Below are 25,851 nucleotides of genomic sequence, written 5' to 3' on the forward strand. Positions count from 1 at the left end.
TATGCTCTTTTGAAAGGCTGATATTTGAACAATGGCTAATATTTTCACAAAGCTATTTGGCACCCATTCGAGCCACGAGCTGAAAAAGATCTATCCGATCGCGGACAAGGTGGACGCGCTGGAGGATCAATACCGTACCCTGACGGACGAACAGCTTCGCGGCAAGACCGCGGAATTTAGGACCCGCTTCCAGAACGGCGAAACGCTGGACGATCTGCTGCCCGAGGCGTTTGCCACCGTGCGCGAGGCCGCGGACCGCGTGCTCGGTCTGCGCCATTACCGCGTGCAGGTCATCGGCGGCATTGTGCTGCATCAGGGCCGAATCGCCGAGATGAAAACCGGCGAAGGCAAGACCCTCGTCGCGACCCTGCCCGCCTACTTGAACGCGCTGACCGGCAAGGGCGTGCACATCGTCACCGTGAACGATTACCTTGCCAAGCGCGACTCGGAATGGATGGGCAAGGTGTACCGCTATCTGGGGCTGACCGTCGGTCTTGTCATTCACGACATCCAGCCGAACGAGCGCAAAGCGATGTATGCCGCCGATATCACCTACGGCACCAACAACGAGTTTGGTTTTGATTACCTGCGCGATAATATGGCGATCTACATGCAGTCCATGGTGCAGCGCGGCCACGCCTTCGCCATTGTGGACGAGGTCGACTCTATTTTGATCGACGAAGCGAGAACGCCTCTGATCATTTCCGGTCAGGGCGAGCAATCCTCCGCCCTGTACCAAATGGCCGACCGCTTTGCCGCGGGCCTGAAGTGCCTGCGCGTCAAGGAAGTGGACGCCAAGGAAGAGCAGGAGGATATCGAAGCCGATTATATCGTGGATGAAAAAGCCCGCACCGCCACGCTGACCCCCAAGGGCCAGAGCCGCGCCGAGGCTTACTTCAAGGTCGAAAACCTGTCCGATCCTGAAAATACCACGTTGCAGCACCATATTAACCAAGCGGTCAAGGCGCGCGGCGTCATGCAGCGCGATGTCGATTATGTCGTACGCGACGGTCAGGTCATCATCGTCGATGAATTCACCGGCCGTTTAATGTTCGGCCGCCGCTATAACGAAGGCCTGCATCAGGCGATCGAAGCCAAGGAAGGCGTAAAGGTAGAGCACGAAAGCAAAACGCTCGCCACCATCACCTTCCAGAATTACTTCCGCCTTTATGGCAAGCTGTCCGGTATGACCGGTACCGCGCTGACCGAGGAAGAGGAATTCCGCCACATCTATAAGCTGGACGTTATTGAAATTCCGACCAATAAGCAAATCGCCCGTCTGGACAATCCGGACGCGGTGTATAAGAACGAGCGCGGCAAGATCAATGCGACCATCGCGCGTATCGAGGAATGCCATGCGAAGGGCCAGCCGATCCTAGTTGGTACCGTGTCCATCGAAAAATCCGAAGAGTTTTCGGCTATTTTGAAGAAAAAGGGCATCAAGCACACGGTGCTGAACGCGAAGTACCACGAAAAGGAAGCGGATATCGTCGCGCAGGCCGGTAAATCCGGCGCGGTCACCATAGCGACCAACATGGCGGGCCGTGGTACCGATATCATGCTTGGCGGCAACGCCGAGACCATGGCGCTGGACGAGCTGCGCAAGGGCGATTACACGCCGGAGTTGCTGGCGGAAGCCAACGGCCATGCGGAAACGGACGATCCGGCCATTCTGGATATCCGTAATCGTTTCAAAGAATTATACGAAAAGTATAAACAGGAAACCGACGCGGACGCGGAAAAGGTGCGGGCGGCGGGCGGCCTGTATATTCTGGGCACCGAGCGGCACGAATCCCGCCGTATCGATAACCAGCTGCGCGGCCGCGCGGGCCGTCAGGGCGACCCGGGCGAATCCTCCTTCTATATCTCGCTGGAAGACGATCTGATGCGTCTGTTCGGTTCGGAAAAGATACAGAACATGATGGATACGCTCGGCATCGAGGAAGACGAGCCGATCGACCAAAAAATCTTGTCCGGCGCGATCGAGAACGCGCAGAAGAAGATTGAAAGCCGCAACTTTGCTACCCGTAAGCACGTGCTGGAGTATGATGATGTGCTCAATACCCAGCGCCAGACCATTTATAGCCAGCGACTCAAGGTGCTGTCCGGCGAGGATATGAAGTCCAACATTCTTTCGATGGTGGATGATACAATCGCCCGCGCGGTGCACGCCGCGATTGGCGAAAACCACCTGCTTTCCGTAGAGATGGTGGAGCAGGCGCGCCGTCCGTTTATCGGCCTGTTCCTGCGCCCGGACGACTGCGTCTTTACGCCCGAGGAATGCGACGATCTGACCGCCGACCAGCTTAAAAACGAGCTATGCGAAAAAGCGCACGCTGTTTATGAAGCCAAGGAGAGCCAGCTGACGCCCGCGATCATGCGCGAACTTGAGCGCGTGGTGCTGCTCAAGAACGTCGATACCAAGTGGATGGACCATATCGACGCCATGACCGAGCTGCGAAACGGCATCGGCCTGCGCGCGTACGGCCAGCACGATCCCGTGGTTGAGTACAAGCGCGAAGGCTTTGACATGTTCGACGCGATGATTGATTCGATCCGCGAGGACACCGTCCGTATGATCTTCCTTGCGCAGGTGCGCACGCAGGAGGAGCCCAAGCGCGAACAGGTCGCCAAGGAGACCTCGGCCGCGGGCGCGGCGGACGGCACGGCCAAGAAGGAGCCTGTCCGCGTCGGCAAGAAGGTCGGCATGAACGATCCCTGCCCGTGCGGCAGCGGCAAAAAGTACAAAAAGTGCTGCTATTTAAAGCAGGATAAGCCGCAGTAAAAAAGTGAAGCAAGCGGGCGATCCTTACCGGATCGCCCGCTTGTTTTTTTCGGTGGTGCGCTGGCGCGCACAATTTTATGTGCGGCGTGGTGCGGTCTGTATAAGCCCACCCCGCCGCAAGCGAAGCGCCAACATACGTGGGCGTGCCAAATCAGGCCGGTCCGGCCGAGCGGAGGCACCTATCCACTGAATCCCTAGGAAACCGGTACGGCACTAAGGTGCCCCACACCCAAAACAACAGGACGGCAAGCGCCGCCCCCAGTCAGGAGTAAGGGAAAGCGTGGAAGTTAAGTGGGAGAGGAAACCGCAGGTGTCCGCTCCCTCTTGCTCCCGCGCCGGGCGGCGCGACCGTCTCCCGCGGCTACCGCCGCGTATTTTATTGCGAACGTGAGCGAGGTTCCAAGAGGATGCCGCCGCACAGCTTTTATTGGAATGATACGGATATGCATCCATAATCTTAATTAACCTTATGCAAATTCAATTCCCTTGTTTTGTCTTTCCAGTATCCGTACAATAGTAATACAAAAGGGGGTGGGTGTCATATCGGAATATCCATTGGTCAATCGCAAGCAATTTACATCAACGTTACGAAATGACTTGATTTGCGCGTTTGAGCAGCTGCATTATGAAACCCGAATCCCAAAATCCAAGTTACATGATGAGGCAGTTGAGGATTTGCTGAAAAAATATAAAGGCAAAAAGGGCATTGATATGAACATGAAAAAGATCTACAAACACTTAGCCAAACAATACCATACCACGCCGCGAGAGATCGAGGAGGAAATACAGAAATCGATTTTGATGGCGTTTACTTCGCCGTCCGACGAAGAAACGGCCGCTTACCAGCAAAGCGTGCCGCGAAAAGGGGATATACCGACCCCGGAAGAGCTCATTCGCTTTATGACAGAACAAATAAAGGCGGAACAGGAATAAAGCGCGGCTCCGCTACAAAGCGAAAAGGAGAAGAAAACCATGCGGTTTTCTTCTCCTTTTGATGTTATATCGGTACGAATAAGGAAAACGTGCTGCCGGAGCCGGGTTTGCTTGCCAGCTTGATATAGCCGCCCTGCGCGGCGGCGATCTCGCGGGCAAGGTACAGGCCTAGGCCCACGCCCTGCTCATCCCGCACGGAGGGCGAGCGGTAAAACCGCTCGAATACCTGCGCCTGCTCCACTTCGGGGATGCCGGGCCCGTCGTCGGTTACGTCGATCCGGCAAAACAATTCGTACGGCGTGGCGGAAAGTGATACCCGGCCGCCTGCGGGCGTATATTTTACCGCGTTATCCAGCAGGTTAAACAGCGCTTCCTGCGTCCATTTGGGGTCGAAACGCGCGGTTTGCTCAAGCGGAAGGTACGAAAGCGCGATCCCCTTGTTCTCCGCCGCCGCCTGAATCTGAACCGCCGCCGCTTGCATCATAGGCGCGAGTGCTGCGCGGCGCGGCTGCACCGCGATCACGCCGGTTTCCAAGCGCCCGGATTTGACCAGCGCGTCGATCAGAAAACGCAGCTTTTCCGCCTGCGCACCGAGCGCGGCCACCAGATCGGGGCAGCCTTCCGGCAGCGGCTGTTCGCCGAGCAGGCCCGCGTAAAGTAAAATGTTGGCAATCGGTGTTTTGGTCTGGTGGGAAATGTCCGCGATCATGGTTTGTATGCGGGCTTTTTCCTCCGAAAGGTTGGCTTCCGAGGAGGAGCACGCGCTCAAATAGCGGTATAGCTTGCTTTCCACCGCCGAAAAGCGGCTTTCGTCGAAGTTTGCTTCGGTGAACCGCCCGGCGATCGCGTCGTTCAGCATGCGATCGAGCCGGTTCATGGTGCGGCGAAGCAGAAGCCGGTCGCCCACGATGATTACCGCCGCCGCAAGCACGGTAAGCAGCGCAAAATAGTTCATGCCTCCACCGCCCAAGTGTAGCCGACTCCGTATACGGTCTTGATCGGCGCGTCGTCGCCCAGCTTGGAGCGCAGGCGGCGCACGGTAACGGAAAGCGCGTTTTCATCCACATAGGCCGCGCCGTCCGTCCATATGCGGTCGATCAGCGTGTCGCGCGGCAAGGTGCGCCCACGGTTTTCGACCAGCAGCTTTAATAGCTTTTGCTCGGTCTGCGATAGGGCGATCGGTTTGCCGCCGTGCGCAAAGGTCAGGCGGTCAAAGTCAAACTCGTATTCGCCCACGCGGCACACCGGCGCGCCGCTTTTGGCGCGGCGCAGCTGGGCCGCTACCCGCACGCGCAGCACGGCCAGCGAAAAGGGCTTTGTGATATAATCGTCCGCGCCGAGCGTGAACCCGGTCACGATATCGGTCTCCAAGTCGTTCGCGGTCAGCAGCAGCACGGGGGTAACGCTTACCTGCCGCAGCTCGGTCAGCAGGTCTAGGCCCGAGCCGTCCGGCAGGCCCACGTCAAAAATACAAAGGTCAAACGCTTGCTCCGCAAGCAGGCGGCGCGCATCGGCGCAGCTCGCCGCAAGGGTGGGCGCGGTCTCGGCGTCGGTCAGGGCAATGACAAGCCCGCGGCCAAGCGAAGGGTCGTCCTCTACGATCAAGATTCGGTTCATGGCAATCACCTCTCTGCGCTATTGTATCACATGACTTAGCGCTTGACAAACTGCAACTACAAGTGTAGTATAATCATATAGACTACACTTGTAGTGAGGTGGACGGCATGAAACAGAAAATATCAGAAGCCGAATGGCAGGTCATGGACGCGCTGTGGACGCTGGGCGGGGCAACGGCGGCGGAGTTGACCGCCGCGCTCGCCGACACAGGCTGGAACCGTAACACGGTGCACACCTTTTTAACCCGGCTGGCCGCCAAGGGCTTCGTTTGCGAGCAAGGCGGCAGCCCCAAGAAGTATGCCGCCGCCGTTCCGCGCGAGGATTCGGTGCGCGAACAGACGGAAAGCTTTGTATCCCGCGTGTTCCACGGCTCCGCCAGCCGGTTGGTGCGTACCTTTTTGCAGCAAAACGATCTTTCAGAGGATGAAATAGACGAGCTTCGGCGTCTGCTGGACGACGCCGAGGCGCGCGGCAAATAAGGGGGCGGAGAGAATGGCTATGCGGTTTTCCGATATTCTGATCTGGTCGCTGACCGCGACCGTCACGGCGGGCCTGCTGTTTGCGGTAAAATGGCTGTTTCGCGAGCACTTAACAGCGAAGTGGCATTATCTGGTGTGGATGATTCTGCTTGCGCGGCTGGTGATCCCGCCCACCGGCGGCTTTTTGCCGAAAAATGATTTCAGCCTTGGGGCCGCGGTCGATGTACCAACCATTGCCGGAGCCGTGACCCGGCAAGCCGCCGCGCTTTCTTCCGGTGAAACGCCGCTTACGCCGGTCGTCCAGCAGAGCGAGGGGCGGTTTATACGCCTTCATTTGCCCCAGCCGGGACTGCCCGACTGGGCGGATACCCTGAACCGGGGGCTGTTCTGGCTTTGGGCGGCGGGCGCGGCAGGATTGCTGGCGTATTATTTTACGGCCAGCCTGCTTCTTGGTGTCCGCACACGGCGTTTCCCCAAGGCAAATGAAGCTTTGCGGGCGCGCGCGGAACAAATGTACCGTCTGGCCGCACAGATGGAGCCGGAAGAGGAGGCGTACCGGGTACGGGTGCGCCTTTCGCCCGCCGGAGCGACGCCGTATGTTTGCGGCGTGTTTTGGCCCACGCTGGTCGTGCCAGCGCCGATGGCGGAGACTGTGGCCGACGAGGTGCTGCTGCATGAAATGGTGCATATGGTGCGGCATGATATTGTTAAAAACTATATTTATATGGTGTTTCGGTGCCTGCACTGGTTCAATCCGCTGCTTTGGCGTACCTTTAACCGCATTTCGGACGACTGCGAGACCGCTTGCGACGAGTGCGTGCTGGACCGGCTGGAACCGGAGGAGCACATCGGCTACGGGCGCCGCCTGCTTGAGATGGTGCAGCCCGGCTTTCGGTACCGGATGGGCACCTCGTGCATTGCCAGCGGAGAGCGGAACATCCGCCGCCGCATCGTGCGCGTCACACGGCACAAGGAGGTGTCCCGCCGTGCGCGCGGCATGAGTTTTCTGTTGTTCTGCTTGCTCGCGTGGATGTGCCTGACCCCGCCGCTTGCGCGGGCCGCAAGCTGGCGCGATCCCGGCGTGCCGGGCGCGGATACGGCCAAATGGCTGCAAAAGGCCGAGCGCTACCGTGTGAGCGATATCAATGAAGCGTTTTATCTATACGGCAAGGGATACGCGCTGGATAACGGGTATTACCGCTATATCGTCGCGGATGCACGGACAAGGGAGCAACTCTCTGCGCAGTTTGCACAAAATGAAGCGCCACTGATATGGCACTTTGATGATTGGGCAATCAAAGAGATTGGCCGTGCCAATTTAGGCGACTTTTGGGACGAATCACAATACACAGATATGATGCTGAATCCCTCCTTCGGCCTCTATAATGTGCTGGAGGATGAAAACGGCGGCACAGCCGTACTTGCGTGGCCGATCGTGAAAAATTGGATGGAGGAAGAGCAAGAGGAAGACCAGCAGCGCGTGGATACCTACCACTATGAAACGCTTCGCGCCGACAGGGAAAAGGGGCGCTGGGTTGTGCGACGGATAACAATGGGAGAAAAAACAATTCGCTATGATACATCAGGTCTAAATGTGCAGCCATTGGTCACCTATCGCGCGGAGGATTCCTATTTTGACTACGAACTACGCCTTTGCTATGGGCAGGCTTATACCTTTTATCAGTATAACACGGCCGATGGCACTTGGGCTGACCAGCAGGACCCGATGATGGTCGCCTTTGGCTGGGGCGGTGACAATGGTCTGCCGTCAAACACGGCAGGTTGGTCGGCTGAGCTATATTTTCGTACCAAGGACCCGGCATGCGAACCGATCGGAATGGGGTATTATCTTTCCACAGTGCCGCCGGAGGAAGATCCTAACCTGCCCCGGGATGGAAACGGATATACCGGCGGCGGTGGAGGCGGAAGCGATGAATTTGACATAAGCGGTTTTGTAGACTCCAAAGATGACTATCAGGTAGAAGCGGCGGACGGCTGGTGCCGAGCAACGGGCAATACGGTCTCTTGGGCTTTCTCACTGTGGGGACAGCCTGAACCGCCGGAACACCTGTATCTGCGCACCCGTTTTGCCGGCGAGGATGAAGACTGCGTGGTAATGCTTGCCAAAATCGGAGAAACGGAGGTGGTCCGCAATGGAGGATAAACGGATTGCGGATATAACCGAAGAAACTGGGGGAGCACCGGATATCCGCCCTCTGTTCTGGGCGCTGATCCGCATCGGTTTTTCAGTGAACATCGGCTTCACGGGCGTACTCATAATCGATATTCTGCCCGCGTTCTATGGATATTGGCAGGTATCGTGCGTGCTGGACAGCTTCCCGGACTATGACCGTCCGCGCGCGTTAAAGCCCGTGCTGTTTCTCGCGGCGCTGCTCAGCCTGATCGGCTGGTTTCCGGGGATTGCATCCGCGATTCCGGCCGCGGTAGATACCATGCTTTCGCTTGCCGCCATGGCTTGTAACACGCTGATCTATTATCATGTGCTCGGCCTGTTGATCTTCCTGTCCGAGCGGGCGGGGCGGTACGATCTTGCGGAAAACGGCCGCCGGTTCCGCTATGTGTATCTCATTCCCTACGCGGTGCTCACGCTGGTGGGCATTTATCAGGGCGGCGTACAGAATTTCTGGTATATGCTGCTGCTGATCGCGGAAATGGGCCTGCCCATCTATGCCGCGAACTGCGATAAGGCGCTGTTTGCCAATCAGTCGCAGGTTTCATAAAGCTGAGAGACGCCGCCCATGCGGGCGGCGTCTCTCAGCTTAGATATGCAATCGGCTTATGGGTTATCGTTTTCGGATGAAACGTCCGTTTTGCGGATATGCCGGGCTGTTTCGTCGTCCAGAATTTTGCGCAGCTGAAGCAGAAGGGGCGCGCCGGAAAAATACTGTTTTCCGTAGTCCAGATTGAAGTCATAATCAAAATCAGGCGGGTTTGCCCCTTGGTTGTGCTGTAGGATCGTTTCCGCTTTATCCAGCGCCTTGATCAGCTTTGCTTCCGCTGTGGCGTTGTCGTTGTATTCGCGCCACAGGGCGAAGAGTTCTTGCTCCTGCTCCTTTGGCAGCAGCGAAAGCACTTGCCGCATATCTCTTTCCTCAGCCGCATGCTTTTCCGCTTCGTCCGGCTTGGATACCGCCGAAATATCGCCCGTGTATAGCTCGCCCAGATCATGAATCAAACACATCATCAGCGCCTTGCCGGTATCCACTTCAAAAGAGGGAGCCAGCAGACCCGTCAGCAGGGCCAGCCGCCAAGAGTGTTCCGCCGTGCTTTCTCTCCGTCCCGTGGAGGTCCACGCTTCCCGTAAAACGGATTTTAGGCCTTCCGTCCGCTTGATAAAGGTCACCTGTTGTTCCAATGCGTCCATTTTGCTTGAACCTCCCAGTCCAAACGCTTCGGTTTTGTCGTTTTCGCGTTTCTGCATCCATTTTATTATGCGCCTATGAAAATGTCAAATAGATTTGATGCGGCAACGCGGGGGAAACCGGGGCTGCGTTACAGGTCTTTCGCCAGCCGGTGCGCTTGCCGTGCGATCAGCAGGGCGGCGCAGGCCGCGCCGATCAAGATCCAGCCCTCGTTTCCGGTCAAGGCTTCAAAAAGTGTGCCGTACATGGCTTGCCCGACCGGCTGCGCGCACATGGAAAGCGCCATGAGGCAGGCGAGCACCTTGCCGGTCAGTACTTGCGGCGTAACGCCCTGCGCAAAGGCAAGCACCTGTACCTGAAAAAGGGTGGCGCACGCCATCAAAACGGCGCTGACAAGCGTGACGACCGCATAGCTCACGGGCGCGGGCAGACCGAACAGCAGCGCAAGGCCGATCGGCACCAGCCCCACCGCGCAAAGGTGCAGCAAAAGGCCGGTGTGCCGTATGTTGAGCCGCCGCGCAAGCACGCCCGCAAGCACGCCGCCGATCAGACCGCCCGCCGCCATGGCGGCCTGCTGGAAGCCGTACCACAGATCGTTCAGGCCGAGCGTCGTTTTGACGATCACAGGCAGGCCGATGATCAGCAGAGCGGAAAGAAATACGTTGAACGCGCAGATCAGTACGATATAGCGGCCTAAGACCGGCTTTTCGCGCCGGATAAAGCGCAGGCTTTGCTTAAGATCGTCCCGCACGACGGCGAGCGCGCTTGCGCCCCCCGGCTGGGGCGTATGCGGAATACGGATGAACAGCTCCATCACCGCGGAAGCGAAAAAGCAAATGGCGGCAACGATCAAAACCGGCGTCAGCCCAAAGGCGCTGTACAGCACGCTGCCGATGATCGGCCCGAGCAGACCGGAAAGCGCGCTGACCTGATTGATAACCGCATTACCCGCAAGCAGATGATCCCCGGCGCACAGAAGGGGCAGGCTGGCCTGCACCGCGGGCTGGTACGCGCCCGAAATACCGTAAAGCAGCATCAGCGTGCACACCAAAAGCGGTATCAGCGGGGCAAAGCCCATGAAAAACGTGAATCCGGTCACGAGCGCGCAGGTGAAAAAGTCCAAAACAACCATGATGCGCTGTTTGTTCACCCGGTCGGCCACCACGCCGCCCATGGGGGTAAGCACGATCATCGGCAAAAAGGACAGCGCCGAGCACAGACCGAACAGCTTGGGCGAACCGGAAATATCCAGCAGATAAAGCGGCAGCGCAAAGCGAAGGATCGCATTGCCGAAAAGAGAAATGATTTGTCCGATCACCACAAGGGTAAAATCGCGGGAAAAGAGCTTTTGTTTCATTTACAGAACCTCCATGTTGGTTACCGCGCGGGCAAGGGAAAAATAGCAGACCGCCGCCACGGCGGTTGCTAGCACGCTGAGCAAAAGCATAGCGGCCGGAGACGCGGCCAGCGCAAAAATGTTGGAACCAACGCTGGAAAGGATAACGGCGGCAACAACAGCGGCCACTAAAGAGCGCTTTGCAAAGCCGATGCAGGTGCTAATCAGTCCGATGGCGGCGGAGAGAATACTCATGCATAGCGTCATAAATACGGCGGTTTGCAGTATCGCGCCGGTCGGCGCGTCCAACCAACCAAGCAGCAAAGCGACGGGCACAAACAGCGCGAGGGAAACTACGCAGGCGATCAGGCAGCAAAGCGCGGTCAAGCCGACGGTCAGCGTGCACTTAGCGCGCAGTACACGACGGCGCGGCACCGGGTAGGAAAGCAGCAGAACGGCCCGCCCGCCGGTATAGTCAGCAATGACGAAGCGCGCGCCAAGCACGGCGGAAAAAACCGAAAAGCATGCCATGGCAATAATGGATATCATATGGATCAGACCGGGCCATGCACCGAACATCGCCACATCGGCATCCGGCATGATTTCGCCCTGCGATGCCGACAGGCTCGGCATTGCGCCCATAAGCAGGTAAAAGCCTAAAATGGCGGCGGTCAGAATGGCGGCGCCCAAAAGATAGGGCCGCAGGCGCGTGCGGCGCAGTTCTAATTCAATTAATTTCGGCATGACGAACCTCCGTTCATAAGTTTGATCAGATGATCTTCCAGATCGTGCGGGTGTGCGGCGCGCAGCGCGTCTATTTGGGCGGCCGCCGCCAGCTTGCCCTGCGAAAGCACGATCACGCGGTCGGCGGTCTGTTCCACCTCGCCTAAAATATGGCTGGAAAGCATAACGGACATGCCGTCCGCGGCAAAGGAACGGAACAGCGTGCGCATATCGCGCACGGCAATGGGGTCAAGCCCGTTTAAGGGCTCATCCAGCAGCAATACAGCGGGGCGGTGTACTGTAGCGCGCGCCAGTGCCAGACGCTGCCGCATACCGAGAGAAAACTGGCCGACCGGTTGCTCGCCCACGTCGCTCAGACCGACGCGGGCCAGCGCATCGTCCACAACCCCGGCCGTGCCCATGTAGGCCAAGTGCAGCGCGAGGTTTTCCTGCGCGCAAAGGTGGTCATAGAACACCGGCGTTTCGATCAGCAGCCCCAGATGACGCAGCACATCATCCTGTTGCCGCACGCTGTCAAAGCCGCACACGCTGGCCCGGCCCGCGGTGGGGCGAAGCAGTCCGGCGATCAGCTTGAGCAGCGTTGTTTTGCCCGCGCCGTTTGGGCCGAGCACGCCGCAAACCTCACCCGCCGATAGGGAAAGCGTCAAATCGGAAAGCGCTTCCTTGCCGCCAAAGGCGCGGGTCAGTCCGGCGGTCCGTATGGTTTCTTGTGGTATCATGATATAACAGCCTCCTTTTAGATACATTCGGTTGGTATGTATAATGTTAAAAATAAGCTGCCCATAGGGGCAGTTTATTTTTTTCGGGATTGTGTGACCATCTCGCAATAGCGCTCCAAACGGGCGATCTCTTTTTCGCTAATCCAATCAGCCAACCCAAAGTGCGACAGTAAGACTTGAAATAATCGGCATTTTGAAGCGACCTGCGCGGCTTCCATCTCAAAAACCAGCGGATTGAGCCAAAAGTTTGTAATCAGCAGAAGCAGCTCCGCCAGCTCGGCGGGTTGATCGGTCTGGATTGACCCGTCCGCCATGCCCTCGCGGATGATCGGCTCGATATATTGGCGGGAGGCTTGCTGCACCTGCATGATCTGCGCGCCCAGAAACCGGGCATTGGCTTGCATATTGGGCGCGATAATAAAAAGCTGCTCCTGCGCGGGATCGCCAAAGCTTTCGCTGACCACTGCGCACAGCTTTTCGCGGCCGTTTAGCTGATTATCCCGCATAATAGCATGCAATCTCGTGTCTTTGGATGCGAACATCGAGTTTAGGACGGCTTCAAATATTTCTTCCTTGCTTTTGAAATGGTGGTACACGGCGCCCTTGGTCAGTCCGCCGAGATGATCGACGATGTCCTGCACGGTCGTGTGGTCGTAACCCTTTTCAAGAAACAGGCGCAGTGAAACGTCGATGATCTTTTGGGTTGTTTGCTCGGGATATTTGTTGCGCGCCATGTGCTCACCTCGATACATACCAATAGTATGTTTGAAGTATAACAGCTGTGATTCTCTCTGTCAAGGCTTTTTAATATCCAGCGCGCGGCACACGCTGCGTTTGGTGATGCGGTATACGCCGTAGAACCCGGCGGAAAGAACGGCGATCAGCGCTAGGCAGCTGATCAGGCCCGCCGCCTCGTGAGAGGTAATGCCGATCGGGTCGCCGTTAAAATACATGATCATCATGTAAAACGCATAGATCAGCGCGGTGCCGACAATAGCGGGCACCAGAAAAACCCGGTTGATCTGTCCGCGCACAGACTGGTACAGGTAGGCGTTCGACGCGCCCAAATGGCGCAGATCGTCGTATACGCGGGCGTTGACGACCGCAATGGTCATGCAGCGGGTAAATGCGATGACGATGACCGCCGCGAAGCATACGATCGCGATAAAAATGAACAGCATCAGGAACACCGCCGTGGTTTTGACAAAATCGGCCTTGTCGAGCGCGCGGAATTCAGGCATGTACTTCCAGTGCAGGCGAAAGTTTGAGGAGTCGCGTTTGTTGTACTCGATGCGCTCATAGCCGTTCGCTTCCAGATTTTTAGGGGCAAAGTAATACGGTTCCCCCTTCTGTGCGAACTGCATTGCCCGCACCTGATCGTATGCGTCGTATTGCTCCACCTCAGCACCGGAGCGATCAACGATCGTATTGAACAGCGCCTTGGCGAAATCGTAGCTGTTCTCCGCGTCCGCGACATTGAAAAACACCTGTTTTTCAAACCATTCATCGGTAAGGCCCTCGGTGATTGCCGCGTAATCCCTATCATCCATCACATAGCGGCCGAACAGCATATCGTAAGCGAATTTGTCCTCGGTCGGTGCGACCTGCATCGTTTCACCGGTCACCATATTGGTCAGCTTGGTCGCGTTGCCGCCGAATATGCCGTTGCCGCCGGTTTCCGCCATGAAAATGCCGGTGATCGTGCCGGGCAGTACATCCACGCGCTTTCCGGTCAGCGCGTTGTAGGCGCTTTCGGAAAGGAACAGATCGCTTCCCGTCAGTTCGCGGTATTCATGGTGGTAGCTGATGCCTACCGCGTTTTTTGTTTCGATGGTTTCCTGACCATCCACGCCCAGCACGGCGGCGGGCTGCATTTCCCAGCCGGTCAGCTGCACGCCATATTCGTTTGCCAGCGCTTGCACTTCGTCCTGTTCGGGAATGTCCTGATCGGCGCGGAAGTGATAGGAAAAATCGATGGGGCGCTGGTCAAAGCCCAGCATTGCGCCCGTACCCAGCATGGGCGTGTAGAACGAGCCGAAGTACGCGCCCGCGATCAAAAGCGTCATAACAAGCATGTTGCGCACGGTTTGCCGGCCCTGAAATTTCATCATGCTGGTGGTGATCAGGTGCTTGTAGCGGTTTTTGCCATGCCGCCAGCCGTTTACCACGGTGTGCAGCAAGATCATATACAGGCCGAGGAAGGCGGGCAGGTAGAAGATCACGTCCAGCCCGTCGGGCGGATACCAGTGCAGGCCCAGAATGAACCAGCCCGGCACGCTGTAGCCCAGATAGCCGCCGAGCAGCATGAGCAGAATGCCGACCGGGCCGTACCAGCGGGGCACGTCGCGGATGGGTTCGGATTTGTGCGATTCCTGCACGATATCGATAATATTGGTGCGGCGGATAAAGCGCGCGCCCATGAAAAACAGCATCACGATCACGAAAGCCGAAAAAGCCAGCGCGATGAAATAAGCCTGCGGATCAAAGGTGAGCGGCATTTCGTCCGTATCGACCACGAACGCGCGGAAGACCTGCCAAAGGGCGAACGCGAGCGGCGTGCCCAGTACGGCGCCCGCGGCGCACGAGCCGAAGGAGATGAACGCCAGTTCTTTGCCCAGTTCCCGCCGCAGCTGGGCGCGCGACGCGCCCAGCGCGAGCAGCACGCCGGTCTCCCGCGATTTTTGCCGGAAGAACAGGCCGGAAGCATAGGTGGTAAACACGCCGCAGCCGAGCACGGCTAGCACGAAGATCATCATCACCTGCTTGCGGCTGTCGCCGCCCTCCGGCAGCACGGCAAGAATGGTCGGCGAGCGCATCATGCTCACATAGGCGGTGATGAGCAGAACGGAAAAGAAGCAGCAGCCGATCAGCAACGCATACTGCTTACGGTTTGCGCGGCGCAAGGCCGCGTATACTTCGGAAAAGGAACGCATGGCTTACACCTCCGCCGACATTTCGCGTATGGAATCCAAAAGCTGGTCCTGAAATTCGCCGCGGGTTTCACTGCCGCGCGACAGCGTGCGCCATACCACGCCGTCCCGCAAAATGACGACGCGGTCGCAGTGCGAGGCAGCGAACGAATCGTGCGTGACCATAAATATGGTCGCGCCCAGATTTTCGCGCGCCTGCGTGAAGCTGCCGATGACCGCGCGGGCGGATTTGGAATCCAGATTGCCGGTCGGCTCGTCGGCCAAGATCAGCAGCGGGTGGTTGATCAGCGCGCGGGCGACCGCGGTGCGCTGCTTCTCGCCGCCCGATATTTCCGCCGGGTACTTATTCCCGATCGGCGAAATGCCGAATACCTCGCACAGGCGGTCTGCGTCGGCCTCCATATCGCCGCCGGATTGTCCGGCGATCACGCGCGGCAGCAAGATATTGTCGCGCACCGAAAGGCCGTCCAGCAGCAGGAAGTCCTGAAAGACAAAGCCGAGCTTTTGATTGCGCACTTCGGCCAGCGCGTCCTCCGGAAGGCGCGCGATTTCCTCGCCGCCAAGGGTGATGGAGCCGCTGTCCGCCGGGATGTAGCAGGAAATGCAGTTTAGAAGCGTCGTTTTGCCCGAGCCGGAGGGGCCCATAACGGCGACAAACTCGCCTTCCTCCACCGTGAGGGACACGCCCTTCAACACTTCGTAGGTCGTTTTGCCTACCTGATAGGATTTGTGCAGGTTTTGTACGTTAAGCATAAAGTAATCTTCCTTTCCTGAAACTATCGGATGAACTGAATCAGCGCGATCAGCGCCAAATGAGCGGGGTAGAACGCATAAAAGAACCACTTAGGGATCTTTAGGTCAAAGTGCGTCGGAATGTAGATGAACAGCACGGCGAAGATGGTGAAGAACGTCCAATCGATCGCGACGCTTCCGCAAACAAAATTCAGCGGGTCCTCGATATGCACATGGCCGAGCGTGGTCAAGTAAATGAGCGAGTAGAGCGCGGCGCCGATCCCCGGATGGTTGCGGCAAAGGTAGAAGATCAGCATCAGCTCAATGCCCATGCCCGAATAATCGAAGTTCCACCACGAAACAACGAACAGCGCCGCGAAAAACAGCCACCATTTGCGCTCCTTCAGGCCGTACATGGCAAGTAGGCTTAAAAATAACGTGCAGAAGATGTTCCAGTTGGTAAACTGGGCCAGAAAATCGTGCGGGTGAAACGCCAGCACGTAAAACGGCTGCGAAATGACCGCGAACAGGCCCAAACGGAACAAGTATTTTTTAATATCCCTTGTGTACAGCAGGCCTACCGTCATGCAGTAGCAGAAGATCGGGAAGGCCAGCCGCCCCACCCAGCGGAACCAGCCGACTTCGGGAAAGAACGCGCCGCCTACATGGTCGATCAGCATGGATAGGATGGCGACCAGCTTTAAAAAGTTCGTGTCCATATTGGTTTTCAGCCGCGGCTGCCCCTCGGGGAAGGTGGGCGGCGTGAGCAGCACATCGCGGATACGCCGCAGCGTTAAAGTTTTCGTCATTGTGTTAGCCTCCTCTTTATCTCTGGTTTCAGCATAGCGCACGGCGAAGGGCGGCGCAAACAAGCCTGTCATTTTCAGGCCGCGAAATGGAAAGTTTTGCGCGGGAAGCGTACGAGATGTAAAAATCAGCGCCCCTGCCGTCAAGTTTGGTTTGGCGGCAGGGGCGCAATATGGTAAAATGAAAAAGGAAAAATAAAGGGGAGGGATACACATGCTTCGCATTGGTATTTGCGACGATCAGGCGGAGGCGCGGCAGGCGCTGAAAAGCCTTGTCGAGCGTATTTTGGAAAAGCGGGCGGTTGAAAACACGATGTTTGAGTTTTCCTCCGGCGAGGGCCTGCTCGGCTGGATGGAAAAGCACGCGGGCGAACTCGATCTGGTCTTTCTCGATATAGAAATGAGCGGCCTGAACGGTATGGAAACGGCGAAAGCGCTGCGCGCGGCGGACGACAGCCTGCTTCTGGCGTTTGTCACGGGCTTTACCGATTATGTGTTCGACGGGTACTCGGTCGGCGCGCTCGGCTATTTGATCAAGCCGCCGCAGACAGAGCAGGTAAGCGAACTGCTTGACCGGGCGCTGGGCGCGCTTTTCAACGAAGCGGACAAGGTTTTTCTCTGCCGCAACGCGGAGGGGCTTTACCGCATCCCGAAAAAATCCATCCGTTACTTCTATTCGGACCGCCGCTTGGTCACCTGCGTCACGGACAACCGCAACTATACGTTTTATGCGCGGCTGGACGATGTGGCGGAATCCGTCGGCCCGTCCTTTGTTCGTTTGCACCAACGCTATTTGGTGCGCGCCGCGGCGGTAGACCGGGTAGAGGGCAGCAACGTGATCTTAGGGGACGAGGTGCTGCCCATCAGCCGCGCGTATCAGAGCGCCGCGCTTGCCTCCATCGCGCGGGCGATGCTGGAATAGGGGGCGGCGATGCAAATGAATGAAAATGTGCATTCCTTACTCTTTTTTGCGATCATGCTGTCCGACGGTATTTTGATGACCTGTACCGTGCGGCGCGTGCTGCCGGTGGGGCGGGGGCCTATACGGCGGTTCGCGCCGCTCGCGCTGTTCACCATTGTGCCCACCATGCCCAGCTGGCTGGGCGATGAAAATCCGCTGCTGATGCTTCCGTTCTTTATGCTGGTGTTTTTTCTATGCTATGGCGGGCCGTGGTTTGCACGGGGCACGGTGGGCATCGTGTTTTATGAGCTGCTGATATCGCTCAACATGTTTTTTGATACCACATCCCGCTGGTACGAATTTCTTTGGTTTGAACGGCTTCCAAGCATGCTTTTAAAGCTCGTCCTGTGGCTGGTCATTTTTCTGTGTGTGCGCCGTCTGCTGCCGGGCGGCCAGCCGGTCACGCTGTCGCCACGGCTTTGGGCGCTGATCGGCGTGCTTTCGCTGTCGTCCTTATTCTCCATGCTGTCTTTTTCAATCTGGGGCATTTTGGACTTTACGACAAATTCGTTTGATTTCGTCTTGGGCCGTGTGGCCAACACCTTTTTACCGTTCGTTTTTTTATCCTCCTTGGCGCTGCTGTTTGCGATCGCGCTGCTTTCCCGCCACGAAGCGCTGGAAATAGAGCACAAGCTAGCCGATATGCGCGAGGTGTACTATCAAAGCCTCAAGCGCGAACAGCAGCAGGTGCGCACGCTACGGCATGATATGCGCAATCACCTGACCGCGCTGTCCGGCCTGCTTGCGCGGAACGATGCCCAAAAGGCGCGGGAATATGTGCAAAGCCTGTCCCAGTCGCCCGCGCTCGTCGGTGTAAAGCGCTTTTGCGAAAATGAAACGGTCAACGCGGTGCTGGCGTCCAAGGCGGGCGCCATTGAACACGAGGGGCTGACCGCCGATATCGGCGTGTCGCTGCCGGAAAACCTGCCTGTTTCCGATCCCGATCTGTGCGCGCTGTTCGGCAACGCGCTGGATAACGCGATCGAAGCCGCGAAGACCGCGCACGATAAGCGCATTACCGTGCGCGCCCGCACGGATAAAGGCCTGCTGATGCTGCGCGTGGCCAATGCCTACGCGGGCGAGCGGGAGCAACTGAATAAAGGGCTGTTTGGCACCACCAAAACGGATAAAGCGTCCCACGGCTTTGGCCTTGCGGGCATGCGTGAGATTGCCGTGCGCCACGGCGGCACGCTGGAAGCGAACGCGGATAAAAACCGGTTCGAGCTGGTCGTGTGCATTCCTTTGGATGACGCGGAATAGTGCGGTTTGGTTTTGATAAAAGAATAAGCGGGGCGCGAAAGCCCCGCTTATTCTTTTACCAAATACGCAGATATTAAATTGTCAAGACACACCGCCTTGGCGAGCGTCGGCGGTATAGGCCGCGCTTCAAACGAGATATACCGCTGATCCATTGCCCACCAAGTGAGCATTTCAACGATCAGGCTGGTGGAAAGCGCAAGGTGCTGCAAGGGACGGATCTCGCCTTTTTCAATAAAAAGGGCGAGATAGCGCGTCATGGTATCAAAAAAACGTTCGCGGTATGCGCGATAGCTTTGGGCAAGCTTGGGGAAATCAAACTGGTTCTTCTCAATGAATAGACAGCCCACCGCATAGCGGGAAAGCAGGTCGAACGTATCGCTGATCAGTTCCGGAAAGGTATAGTTCGCTGCGCCGTCCGCCAGATGCGCCGCAAAGGACGCGGCGCTCTCATCAAAAGCGGCCATGATCTCGCTGTCGAGCCCGTCAAACAGCTCGCCGCGGATCGGCCGGTCGAATTCCCGCTCCATAAACGCGGGGTCAATGGTACACTTCAAAACAAAGTTTAGAATTTCCCGCTTGCCGATAAAATCATGATAAATGGTGCCGACGGAAACGTTCACCGCCTTTGCAATATGGCTGATCTGTGTTTTGGAATACCCCTGCCGCAGAAACAGCAGGGCGGCGGCGTCATGTATGGCCTTCATACGCTGATTTACCATAGACCCTCCTTGAAGAAAATGTGAATAAATCATTCATTCTTATCATTGTACATCACCCCATTGGGAGGTGTCAACAAAAAAGCAGGCGCCGTTTGGCGCCTGCTTCAGACTGTCAAAAAACAAGTTTTGACAGTCTGTCGATCGAAACAAAGCCCCATTTCGATCGAGAATTCCGGCTTCTGCGCGCGCCTTACAGGCACACTTGAAGTCGGTTTGTATAAAAACCGAGATACGTGCTCCCGGTTTTTATGAATTTTGCCACTTGCGGCAAAATCCTATTTTATGCGCGCTGCGGCGCGATGGGTTCTTTGACACGAAAAGCAGGCGCTGTTTGGCGCCTGCTTTTCGTGGTTACTTTGCAAATTCGATCGCGCGGGTCTCGCGCACCATGTTTACCTTGATCTGGCCGGGGTAGTCGAGCTCGTCCTCTATTTTGTGGGCAAGATCGCGGGCCAAAAGCAGCATCGCATCGTCCGAAATCTTATCCGGGTTGACGATGATGCGGATCTCGCGTCCGGCCTGAATGGCGTAAGAGCTGGTAACGCCGGGTGTTTCGTTGGCGATGCCCTCCAGCTTTTCAAGACGCTTGATATAGTTTTCGAGATTTTCGCGGCGCGCGCCGGGGCGGGCGGCCGAAATAGCGTCCGCCGCCTGAACGAGGCAGGCGATCACGGTCTTGGCTTCCACGTCGCCGTGGTGCGCTTCGATCGCGTGGATGATGCCGGGCGCTTCCTTGTACTTCTTGGCGAGGTCTACACCGATCTGGACATGGCTGCCCTCGACCTCGTGGTCGATCGCCTTGCCGATATCATGCAGCAGGCCGGCGCGGCGGGCGGGGATCGGATCGAGCCCAAGCTCGCTCGCCATCATGCCGGCGATATGCGCGACCTCGATCGAGTGCATCAGCACGTTCTGACCATAGCTGGTACGGTAACGCAGACGGCCGAGAATCTTGATGAGTTCGGGGTGGATGCCATGTATGCCGGTTTCAAACGTGGCGCGTTCGCCTTCGGATTTGATGATTTGATCGACCTCGCGGCGGGCCTTTTCAACCATTTCCTCAATGCGGGCGGGATGGATCCGTCCATCCACGATCAGCTTTTCGAGCGCCAGACGCGCGACCTCGCGCCGTACCGGGTCGAAGGAGGAAAGGGTGATCGCTTCGGGGGTGTCGTCTATGATAAGGTCAACACCAGTCAGCGTTTCGAGGGTGCGGATGTTGCGGCCCTCTCGGCCAATGATGCGGCCCTTCATTTCGTCGTTGGGCAGCGGCACAACAGACACGGTCGCTTCTGCGACATGATCCGCGGCGCAGCGCTGGATCGCGGTGGAGATGATCTCGCGGGCGGTCTGCTCGCTTTCATCCTTAACGCGCTGGTTAATTTCGCGCAGCTTAACGGCTGCGTCGTGCTGGGCTTCGGCTTCAATGGATTGAACAAGCATTTCGCGGGCCTCGTCCCGCGTCATGCTGGCGATACGCTCCAAGGCGGCCAGTTGTTCGTCCTTTAAGCGGACGCACTCTTCTTTTTCCTGCACCGTAGCGGCAAGCTGCTGGGAAAGCTCCTCGCTTTTACGATCCAGCGTGTCGGACTTTTTGTCAAGCGCTTCTTCGCGCTGAATGAGGCGGCGTTCAAGCTGCTGGGTCTCGTTGCGGCGTTCCTTCAGCTCGCGGTCGGCTTCGGAGCGCTGCTTGTGGATCTCGTCCTTGGCCTCTAAAATGGCCTCTCTCTTCTTCGTCTCACCGGCTTTAATCGCTTCATTGATGATGCGGGTCGCTTCCTTTTCAGCGCTGCCTATTTCTTTTTCCGCAACGCTCTTTCGATACAGGAATCCAATGACCACGCCGACAATGAGGCATACAATCCCGGCGATGATGGGCGGAATTAAAGTGTTCATTGCTTCGGTTAAGTCCTCCTATTTATTTTTTTAGGTGCAATTTTGCTGGGGAAATGATTCGGTATAATGCCTTGAAACAGCCGCGCCGGTTGGCGCGGCAATATTACAGTAGGTATTATCTATAATAATTGTAAAGCCTTTTGGTCAAACTGTCAAGAAAAACCCGGTGCACACGGGGCAAATTTTGGCGCTTTTTGAGAAGAACTTTTCTGCGCCCTTGTGACGGGCCGCCCGATTTGATATAATAATGGGACTGCGAACGGAGGAAATACCATGGATCAAACGATGCGCCGCGTCCAAAAGGGCGCGCTGACCTATTATGTCTGCACGCGCCTGCCGGTTCGCCACGCGTTTACGACAAAGTTCGGCGGCGTCTCCGCCGGGCCGTGCGAAAGCCTGAACCTTGGCTTCGGCCGGGGGGACACGGAGGAAAACGTGCGTAAAAACTACGCGCTGCTCGCGGACGCGCTCGGCGTGCCCGCCGCGCGCTTTACGCTCACCAAGCAGATACACGAGGACGAGGTATCGGTCGTTTCCGAACAGGAAAGCGGCATGGGCCTGCAAAAGCCGATGGCGTGGCAGTCGGACGCGATCATCACGGCGCTTGGCGATACGCCCCTTGTGGGCTTTGGCGCGGACTGCGTCGTAACGCTTCTGTATGATCCCGCGGCGCGGGTCTGCGGCGTGTGCCACGCGGGCTGGCGCGGCACGGCAAAGGGCATTCTCGGCAAAACCGTGGCGCAAATGGCGGAAAAGCTCGGCGCGCATCCCGAAACGATGGTGGCCGTCATGGGCCCGTCCATCCATCAGGAGTGCTTCGAGACCGATTCGGACGTGCCGGACGAGATGGAACGCCTGCTTGGCGCGATGATGCGTCCCTTTGTCATGGAAAAGGGCGAGAAATTCCACGTCGACTTACAGGGCGTCAACGCCGCGCTTTTGGCGCGGGCGGGGCTCCGGCCGGAAAACATCGTGGACAGCGGGCTTTGCACCATGTGCGAGCACCAAACCTTTTGGTCGCACCGCCATACAAACGGCGTGCGCGGCGTGCAGGCGGGCGTGATCTGCCTGTAAGGACCGGGGAAGGATACGGGATAAATGATAAGACAGAAAAAAAACGCGTTGGCGCTGCTGCTGGCCGCGCTCTGCCTGCTTGGCGGCTGCGGCGGCGGGGAAGAGGACGACACGCCGAAGGCCAAGGAGGATCATGTCAAGGTAAGCGACGCTTATTTTGGCCTAGCCTACTATGACACCGGCAAGCTCGACCCGGTGACGGACAACACGCGCATCAACCGCCTTGTGTGCGAGGCGATGTACGAGGGACTTTTTGAGGTGGGCGATAATTTCACCGCCGTGCCGGTTTTATGTTCGGAATACACGGGCGACGGCACAAGCTTTGTTTTCACCCTGCGGGAGGACGCGACGTTTTGGTCGGGCGAGCGGGTGACGGCGAAGGATGTGGTGGACAGCCTGATGGCGGCGCAGGAAAACGAAAATTCACCCTACCGGGAGCGGATGCGGCAGGTTGTTTCGGTGGAAGCGCAGGGCGATAACAAGGTGTCGATCGAACTGGGCGCGCCGAACGTGAATTTCCCGCGCCTGCTCGATATCCCGGTGCGCCGCATAAGCGACGCGAATGAAAGCTTTGCCGAGGGCACCGGCCCGTTTTGCCCGGTCAAGGAAAACGGCAAATGGACGCTGACCGCGAATGAAAACTGGCACGACGGTTTCCTCGGCACGATCCGGCGCATCACGCTCGTCACCATGGTCCGGGCGGACGCCGCGGTATCGAGCTTCCAAACCGGCGATGTGTCGCTGATGCGCGAGCCGCGCATTTCGTCGAACTCCACCGCGATCAACGGCTCGGTCGACACGGTGCAAACGCCGAGCGCCAACCTGCATTATATCGGCGTGAATTTTGCCAATGAAACGCTGAAAAACAGCGCGGTACGCCGCGCGCTCAGCACGGCGATCGGCCGGAAGGGCCTGTGCGACACGCAGTTGCAGACCTTTGCCGATCCGGCGGTGCTGCCGGTCAATCCCCAGCCTTTGGGGGACGACACTTTAAAGCTGGACATGTCCGGCTCGTCCGACAGCGCGGCCGCGCTGCTGGCGGAAGCAAAGCTGGAATCCGCGCCAAGCTTTACGCTGCTGGTCAATTCGGATAACTCCTTTAAGGTCGCGGCCGCGGAACAGATCGCCGCTTCGTGGAAGGCGGCCGGCATCAGCGTCACGGTCGATAAGCGGCCCTATGACGAATATGTGGCGGCGCTGCAAGCGGGCTCGTTCGATCTGTATTACGGCACCGCGCGTTTGATGCCGGATTTCGATCTGCGGCCGCTCATTTCATCCGGCGGAGCGCTCAATTTCGGCGGATACAGCAGCGATACCATGATGCAGGCGCTTACCAACTTCCGCTCGGGGCAGGATCTGACCGGGCTGTACCAGCTTTTCGTACAGGAGATGCCGATCATACCGATCGCGTTTGAGCGCGATCAGGTGGTCATTCGCAAGGGATTGATCAAAAACTTTACGCCCGAGCCGTACAACGCCTTTGCAAACCTTGAGACTTGGGAAGAAGCGGAGTAGTTTTGATTGTAAAGAAAGGAAAACACATGGGAGAAAAGGTCGTTCTGGGCCTGTCCGGGGGGGTGGATTCGGCGGTTGCCGCCGCGCGCCTCCGGGATCAGGGCTATGAAGTGCACGGTATGTTTTTGGAGCTTGGCCTCGGCGGCGAGGAGGAAGCGAGGAAAGCCGCCGGAGAGCTGGGCGTCCCGTTTCATGTCGCCCACCGGGGGCAAGCGTTTGAACAAACGGTATGCGCCTATTTCGCCGGGGCGTATCAAAACGCGCGCACGCCCAACCCGTGTATCGTGTGCAATCCCCTTGTCAAGTTCCGCGCGCTGACCGAGCTGGCGGACGAGCTGGGCGCGCCCTATCTCGCCACCGGCCACTATGCCCGCACCGGGCGGGACGGCGAGGGCCGCGCGCTTCTTCTGCGCGCGCGCGCAAAGAAGGATCAGACCTATATGCTCTACCGCCTGCCGCGCGAGACCGTGACGCGGTGCTTGTTCCCGCTGGGCGAGGAACCGGATAAGGACGCGGTGCGCACCGAAGCGCGCGGCCGCTCGCTCGGCGTTTCGGAAAAGCCGGACAGCATGGATATTTGCTTTATTCCCGACGGGGACGTGCCCGGCTGGCTGGCGCGGCGCGGCGCGGCCTTGCCGCCCGGCGATTTCGTCGATGAAAACGGCAAGGTGCTGGGCCGCCACAAGGGTCTGCACCGCTACACCGTGGGGCAGCGCAAGGGGCTGGGCGTCGCGGCGGAGGGGCGACTGTTCGTGCAGGCGCTCGATCCCGTGAAAAATCAGGTGGTGCTGTCGCTGCACGATGTGTACCGCAAGACCGTGCGGTTGACGGGTACGCACTATATCGCGCCCGAATTCGCGGCAAACGGCCCGTTTTCCTGCGAGGTGCGCGTGCGCTTTTCCGCAAAAAGCGACCGCGCGACCGTATATCCGGCGGGCGATACCGCCGTGATCGCGTTTGATGAGGCCGTGCGCGCCCCCGCGGCCGGGCAGTCCGCCGTGTTTTATGACGGCGATATCGTCATCGGCGGAGGGTTTATTGAAGATGCGGCGGAATGATCAGGCTTTCGGCCACTTGATGGCGTTGTTTTCCGTGCTCGTCTGGGGCACGACGTTTGTGTTCACCAAGGTGCTGCTGCGCACGTTTTCGCCGGTTGAGATCATGGTCACGCGGTTCGCGCTCGGCTTCGCGGCGCTGCTTCTCGTGGGGCGCGGTTGGCTGCGCGTCGCCGAACGGCGGCACGAGTGGTATTTCGCGCTCGCGGGGCTTACCGGCGTTACCCTGTATTTCTTGATGGAGAATATCGCGCTGACCTATGCCTCGGCTTCGCTGATCGGCGTGGTCGTGTCGGTCGCGCCGCTGTTCACCGCGGTCGCGGTGCGGCTGCTTAACGGCGGCGAACCGATGGGGCGGTTCTTTTTTCTGGGCTTTGCCTGCGCGCTGGCGGGGGTGGCGCTCGTGTCGTTTTCCGGCGTGCGCGAGCTGCATTTTAGTCCGCTCGGCGCGCTGCTCGGCGTGCTGGCGGCGGTCGTTTGGGGCGTTTACTCAGCGGTTATACGCAAAATCGGTGCGTTTGGCTACCAGACGGTGCCCGCGACCGCGCGCGTATTCTTTTATGGGCTGCTGTTTCTCGTGCCCGTCGCGGTGTGGGATGGTTTCCCGGCCGGTTTCGCGGCGTGGCTCCAGCCGGAGCATCTGGGCGGGCTGCTGTTTCTCGGTCTGTGCGCTTCGGCAATGTGCTTTGTCACGTGGAACCGCGCGGTACATATTCTGGGCGCGCTGAAAACGAGCGTGTATGTTTATATCGTGCCGGTGGTGACGATCGTGTTTTCCGCCATTATCCTGCACGAATCCATGACGCCGATGATGGCGGCCGGCACGGTTTTGTCGCTTGCCGGTCTGTTCCTTTCGGAAAAACGGGAAAAACAGACGCAGAACGAAACGAATTAAAACTGCGGAACA

23 protein-coding genes are annotated in these 25,851 nt (G+C 57.9%); 11 read left to right on the plus strand and 12 right to left on the minus strand.

Annotated features, from left to right (window positions below):
* Window positions 1-31: 31 nt before the first annotated feature.
* Entirely contained in the window at window positions 32-2,785 is a 2,754-nt protein-coding gene (gene secA / locus NE562_RS06195) for a preprotein translocase subunit SecA (RefSeq protein WP_280961541.1), read from the plus strand.
* Window positions 2,786-3,340: 555 nt separating this feature from the next.
* Window positions 3,341-3,718, plus strand: coding sequence for a ribbon-helix-helix domain-containing protein (locus NE562_RS06200; protein ID WP_280961542.1), 378 nt, complete (start codon window positions 3,341-3,343; stop codon window positions 3,716-3,718).
* A 64-nt stretch (window positions 3,719-3,782) separates the two neighbouring features.
* On the opposite strand, the gene NE562_RS06205 is transcribed toward NE562_RS06200, so the two are convergent.
* Together NE562_RS06205 and NE562_RS06210 are read right to left on the minus strand one after the other, a co-directional pair.
* On the minus strand, window positions 3,783-4,673 hold the full coding sequence (locus NE562_RS06205) for a sensor histidine kinase (protein WP_280961543.1): 891 nt from the start codon (window positions 4,671-4,673) through the stop codon (window positions 3,783-3,785).
* Window positions 4,670-5,335 carry a response regulator transcription factor gene (locus NE562_RS06210; RefSeq protein ID WP_280961544.1) on the minus strand — a complete coding sequence of 222 codons (666 nt, stop codon included), beginning with the start codon at window positions 5,333-5,335 and terminating at the stop codon, window positions 4,670-4,672. Before NE562_RS06210 ends, NE562_RS06205 begins: the two co-directional genes overlap by 4 nt.
* 107 nt (window positions 5,336-5,442) lie before the next feature.
* On the opposite strand from NE562_RS06210, the gene NE562_RS06215 reads away from it, so the two are divergent.
* The 3 genes from NE562_RS06215 to NE562_RS06225 are packed head-to-tail and all read left to right on the plus strand — an operon-like array spanning window position 5,443 to window position 8,555.
* Window positions 5,443-5,814: a BlaI/MecI/CopY family transcriptional regulator gene (locus tag NE562_RS06215; RefSeq protein WP_280961545.1), complete on the plus strand. Its 372-nt coding sequence runs from the start codon at window positions 5,443-5,445 to the stop codon at window positions 5,812-5,814.
* Window positions 5,815-5,827: 13 nt separating this feature from the next.
* Window positions 5,828-7,978, plus strand: coding sequence for a M56 family metallopeptidase (locus NE562_RS06220; RefSeq protein ID WP_280961546.1), 2,151 nt, complete (start codon window positions 5,828-5,830; stop codon window positions 7,976-7,978).
* The gene (locus NE562_RS06225; RefSeq protein ID WP_280961547.1) at window positions 7,968-8,555 is read left to right on the plus strand and encodes a hypothetical protein; all 588 of its coding nucleotides are present in this window, start codon (window positions 7,968-7,970) and stop codon (window positions 8,553-8,555) included. The genes NE562_RS06220 and NE562_RS06225 overlap by 11 nt, the downstream gene beginning before the upstream one ends.
* Window positions 8,556-8,611: 56 nt before the next feature.
* Here NE562_RS06225 and NE562_RS06230 read toward each other — a convergent pair whose 3' ends face one another.
* From NE562_RS06230 to NE562_RS06265, 8 genes are all read right to left on the minus strand, one after another.
* Window positions 8,612-9,199: an HD domain-containing protein gene (locus NE562_RS06230; protein WP_280961548.1), complete on the minus strand. Its 588-nt coding sequence runs from the start codon at window positions 9,197-9,199 to the stop codon at window positions 8,612-8,614.
* Between the two features lie 128 nt (window positions 9,200-9,327).
* Window positions 9,328-10,554, minus strand: a complete 1,227-nt coding sequence (locus NE562_RS06235) for an MFS transporter (RefSeq protein ID WP_280961549.1) — start codon at window positions 10,552-10,554, stop codon at window positions 9,328-9,330.
* Window positions 10,555-11,277, minus strand: coding sequence for an ABC transporter permease (locus NE562_RS06240; protein ID WP_280961550.1), 723 nt, complete (start codon window positions 11,275-11,277; stop codon window positions 10,555-10,557).
* Window positions 11,265-11,996: an ABC transporter ATP-binding protein gene (locus NE562_RS06245; RefSeq protein WP_280961551.1), complete on the minus strand. Its 732-nt coding sequence runs from the start codon at window positions 11,994-11,996 to the stop codon at window positions 11,265-11,267. Before NE562_RS06245 ends, NE562_RS06240 begins: the two co-directional genes overlap by 13 nt.
* Before the next feature lie 74 nt (window positions 11,997-12,070).
* Window positions 12,071-12,730, minus strand: a complete 660-nt coding sequence (locus NE562_RS06250) for a TetR/AcrR family transcriptional regulator (RefSeq protein ID WP_280961552.1) — start codon at window positions 12,728-12,730, stop codon at window positions 12,071-12,073.
* 60 nt (window positions 12,731-12,790) lie between these two features.
* On the minus strand, window positions 12,791-14,929 hold the full coding sequence (locus NE562_RS06255; protein WP_280961553.1) for an ABC transporter permease: 2,139 nt from the start codon (window positions 14,927-14,929) through the stop codon (window positions 12,791-12,793).
* A 3-nt stretch (window positions 14,930-14,932) separates the two neighbouring features.
* A complete protein-coding gene (locus tag NE562_RS06260) occupies window positions 14,933-15,679 on the minus strand; it encodes an ABC transporter ATP-binding protein (protein WP_280961554.1) in 747 nt (248 codons plus the stop codon).
* A gap of 23 nt (window positions 15,680-15,702) precedes the next feature.
* Entirely contained in the window at window positions 15,703-16,467 is a 765-nt protein-coding gene (locus NE562_RS06265) for a conjugal transfer protein TraX (protein WP_280961555.1), read from the minus strand.
* A 211-nt stretch (window positions 16,468-16,678) separates the two neighbouring features.
* On the opposite strand from NE562_RS06265, the gene NE562_RS06270 reads away from it, so the two are divergent.
* Together NE562_RS06270 and NE562_RS06275 are read left to right on the plus strand one after the other, a co-directional pair.
* Entirely contained in the window at window positions 16,679-17,386 is a 708-nt protein-coding gene (locus NE562_RS06270; RefSeq protein WP_280961556.1) for a LytR/AlgR family response regulator transcription factor, read from the plus strand.
* A gap of 15 nt (window positions 17,387-17,401) precedes the next feature.
* Window positions 17,402-18,685 (plus strand): sensor histidine kinase, encoded by a 1,284-nt coding sequence (locus tag NE562_RS06275; protein ID WP_280961557.1) that lies wholly within the window; start codon window positions 17,402-17,404, stop codon window positions 18,683-18,685.
* A 47-nt stretch (window positions 18,686-18,732) separates the two neighbouring features.
* On the opposite strand, the gene NE562_RS06280 is transcribed toward NE562_RS06275, so the two are convergent.
* On the minus strand, window positions 18,733-19,404 hold the full coding sequence (locus NE562_RS06280; protein ID WP_280961558.1) for a TetR/AcrR family transcriptional regulator: 672 nt from the start codon (window positions 19,402-19,404) through the stop codon (window positions 18,733-18,735).
* Between the two features lie 351 nt (window positions 19,405-19,755).
* Complete coding sequence (gene rny / locus NE562_RS06285) at window positions 19,756-21,300, minus strand: ribonuclease Y (protein WP_280961559.1); 1,545 nt, start codon at window positions 21,298-21,300, stop codon at window positions 19,756-19,758.
* Window positions 21,301-21,573: 273 nt separating this feature from the next.
* On the opposite strand from rny, the gene pgeF reads away from it, so the two are divergent.
* The 4 genes from pgeF to NE562_RS06305 are packed head-to-tail and all read left to right on the plus strand — an operon-like array spanning window position 21,574 to window position 25,839.
* On the plus strand, window positions 21,574-22,374 hold the full coding sequence (pgeF, locus tag NE562_RS06290; RefSeq protein WP_280961560.1) for a peptidoglycan editing factor PgeF: 801 nt from the start codon (window positions 21,574-21,576) through the stop codon (window positions 22,372-22,374).
* Between the two features lie 24 nt (window positions 22,375-22,398).
* Window positions 22,399-23,889, plus strand: coding sequence for an ABC transporter substrate-binding protein (locus tag NE562_RS06295; protein ID WP_280961561.1), 1,491 nt, complete (start codon window positions 22,399-22,401; stop codon window positions 23,887-23,889).
* Window positions 23,890-23,915: 26 nt separating this feature from the next.
* Window positions 23,916-24,947: a tRNA 2-thiouridine(34) synthase MnmA gene (mnmA, locus tag NE562_RS06300; protein WP_280961562.1), complete on the plus strand. Its 1,032-nt coding sequence runs from the start codon at window positions 23,916-23,918 to the stop codon at window positions 24,945-24,947.
* Window positions 24,934-25,839, plus strand: coding sequence for a DMT family transporter (locus NE562_RS06305; protein WP_280961563.1), 906 nt, complete (start codon window positions 24,934-24,936; stop codon window positions 25,837-25,839). The genes mnmA and NE562_RS06305 overlap by 14 nt, the downstream gene beginning before the upstream one ends.
* The last annotated feature ends 12 nt before the right edge of the window (window positions 25,840-25,851 follow it).

It is taken from the genome of Butyricicoccus faecihominis (assembly GCF_024462775.1).
GTDB lineage: Bacteria > Bacillota > Clostridia > Oscillospirales > Butyricicoccaceae > Agathobaculum > Agathobaculum faecihominis_A.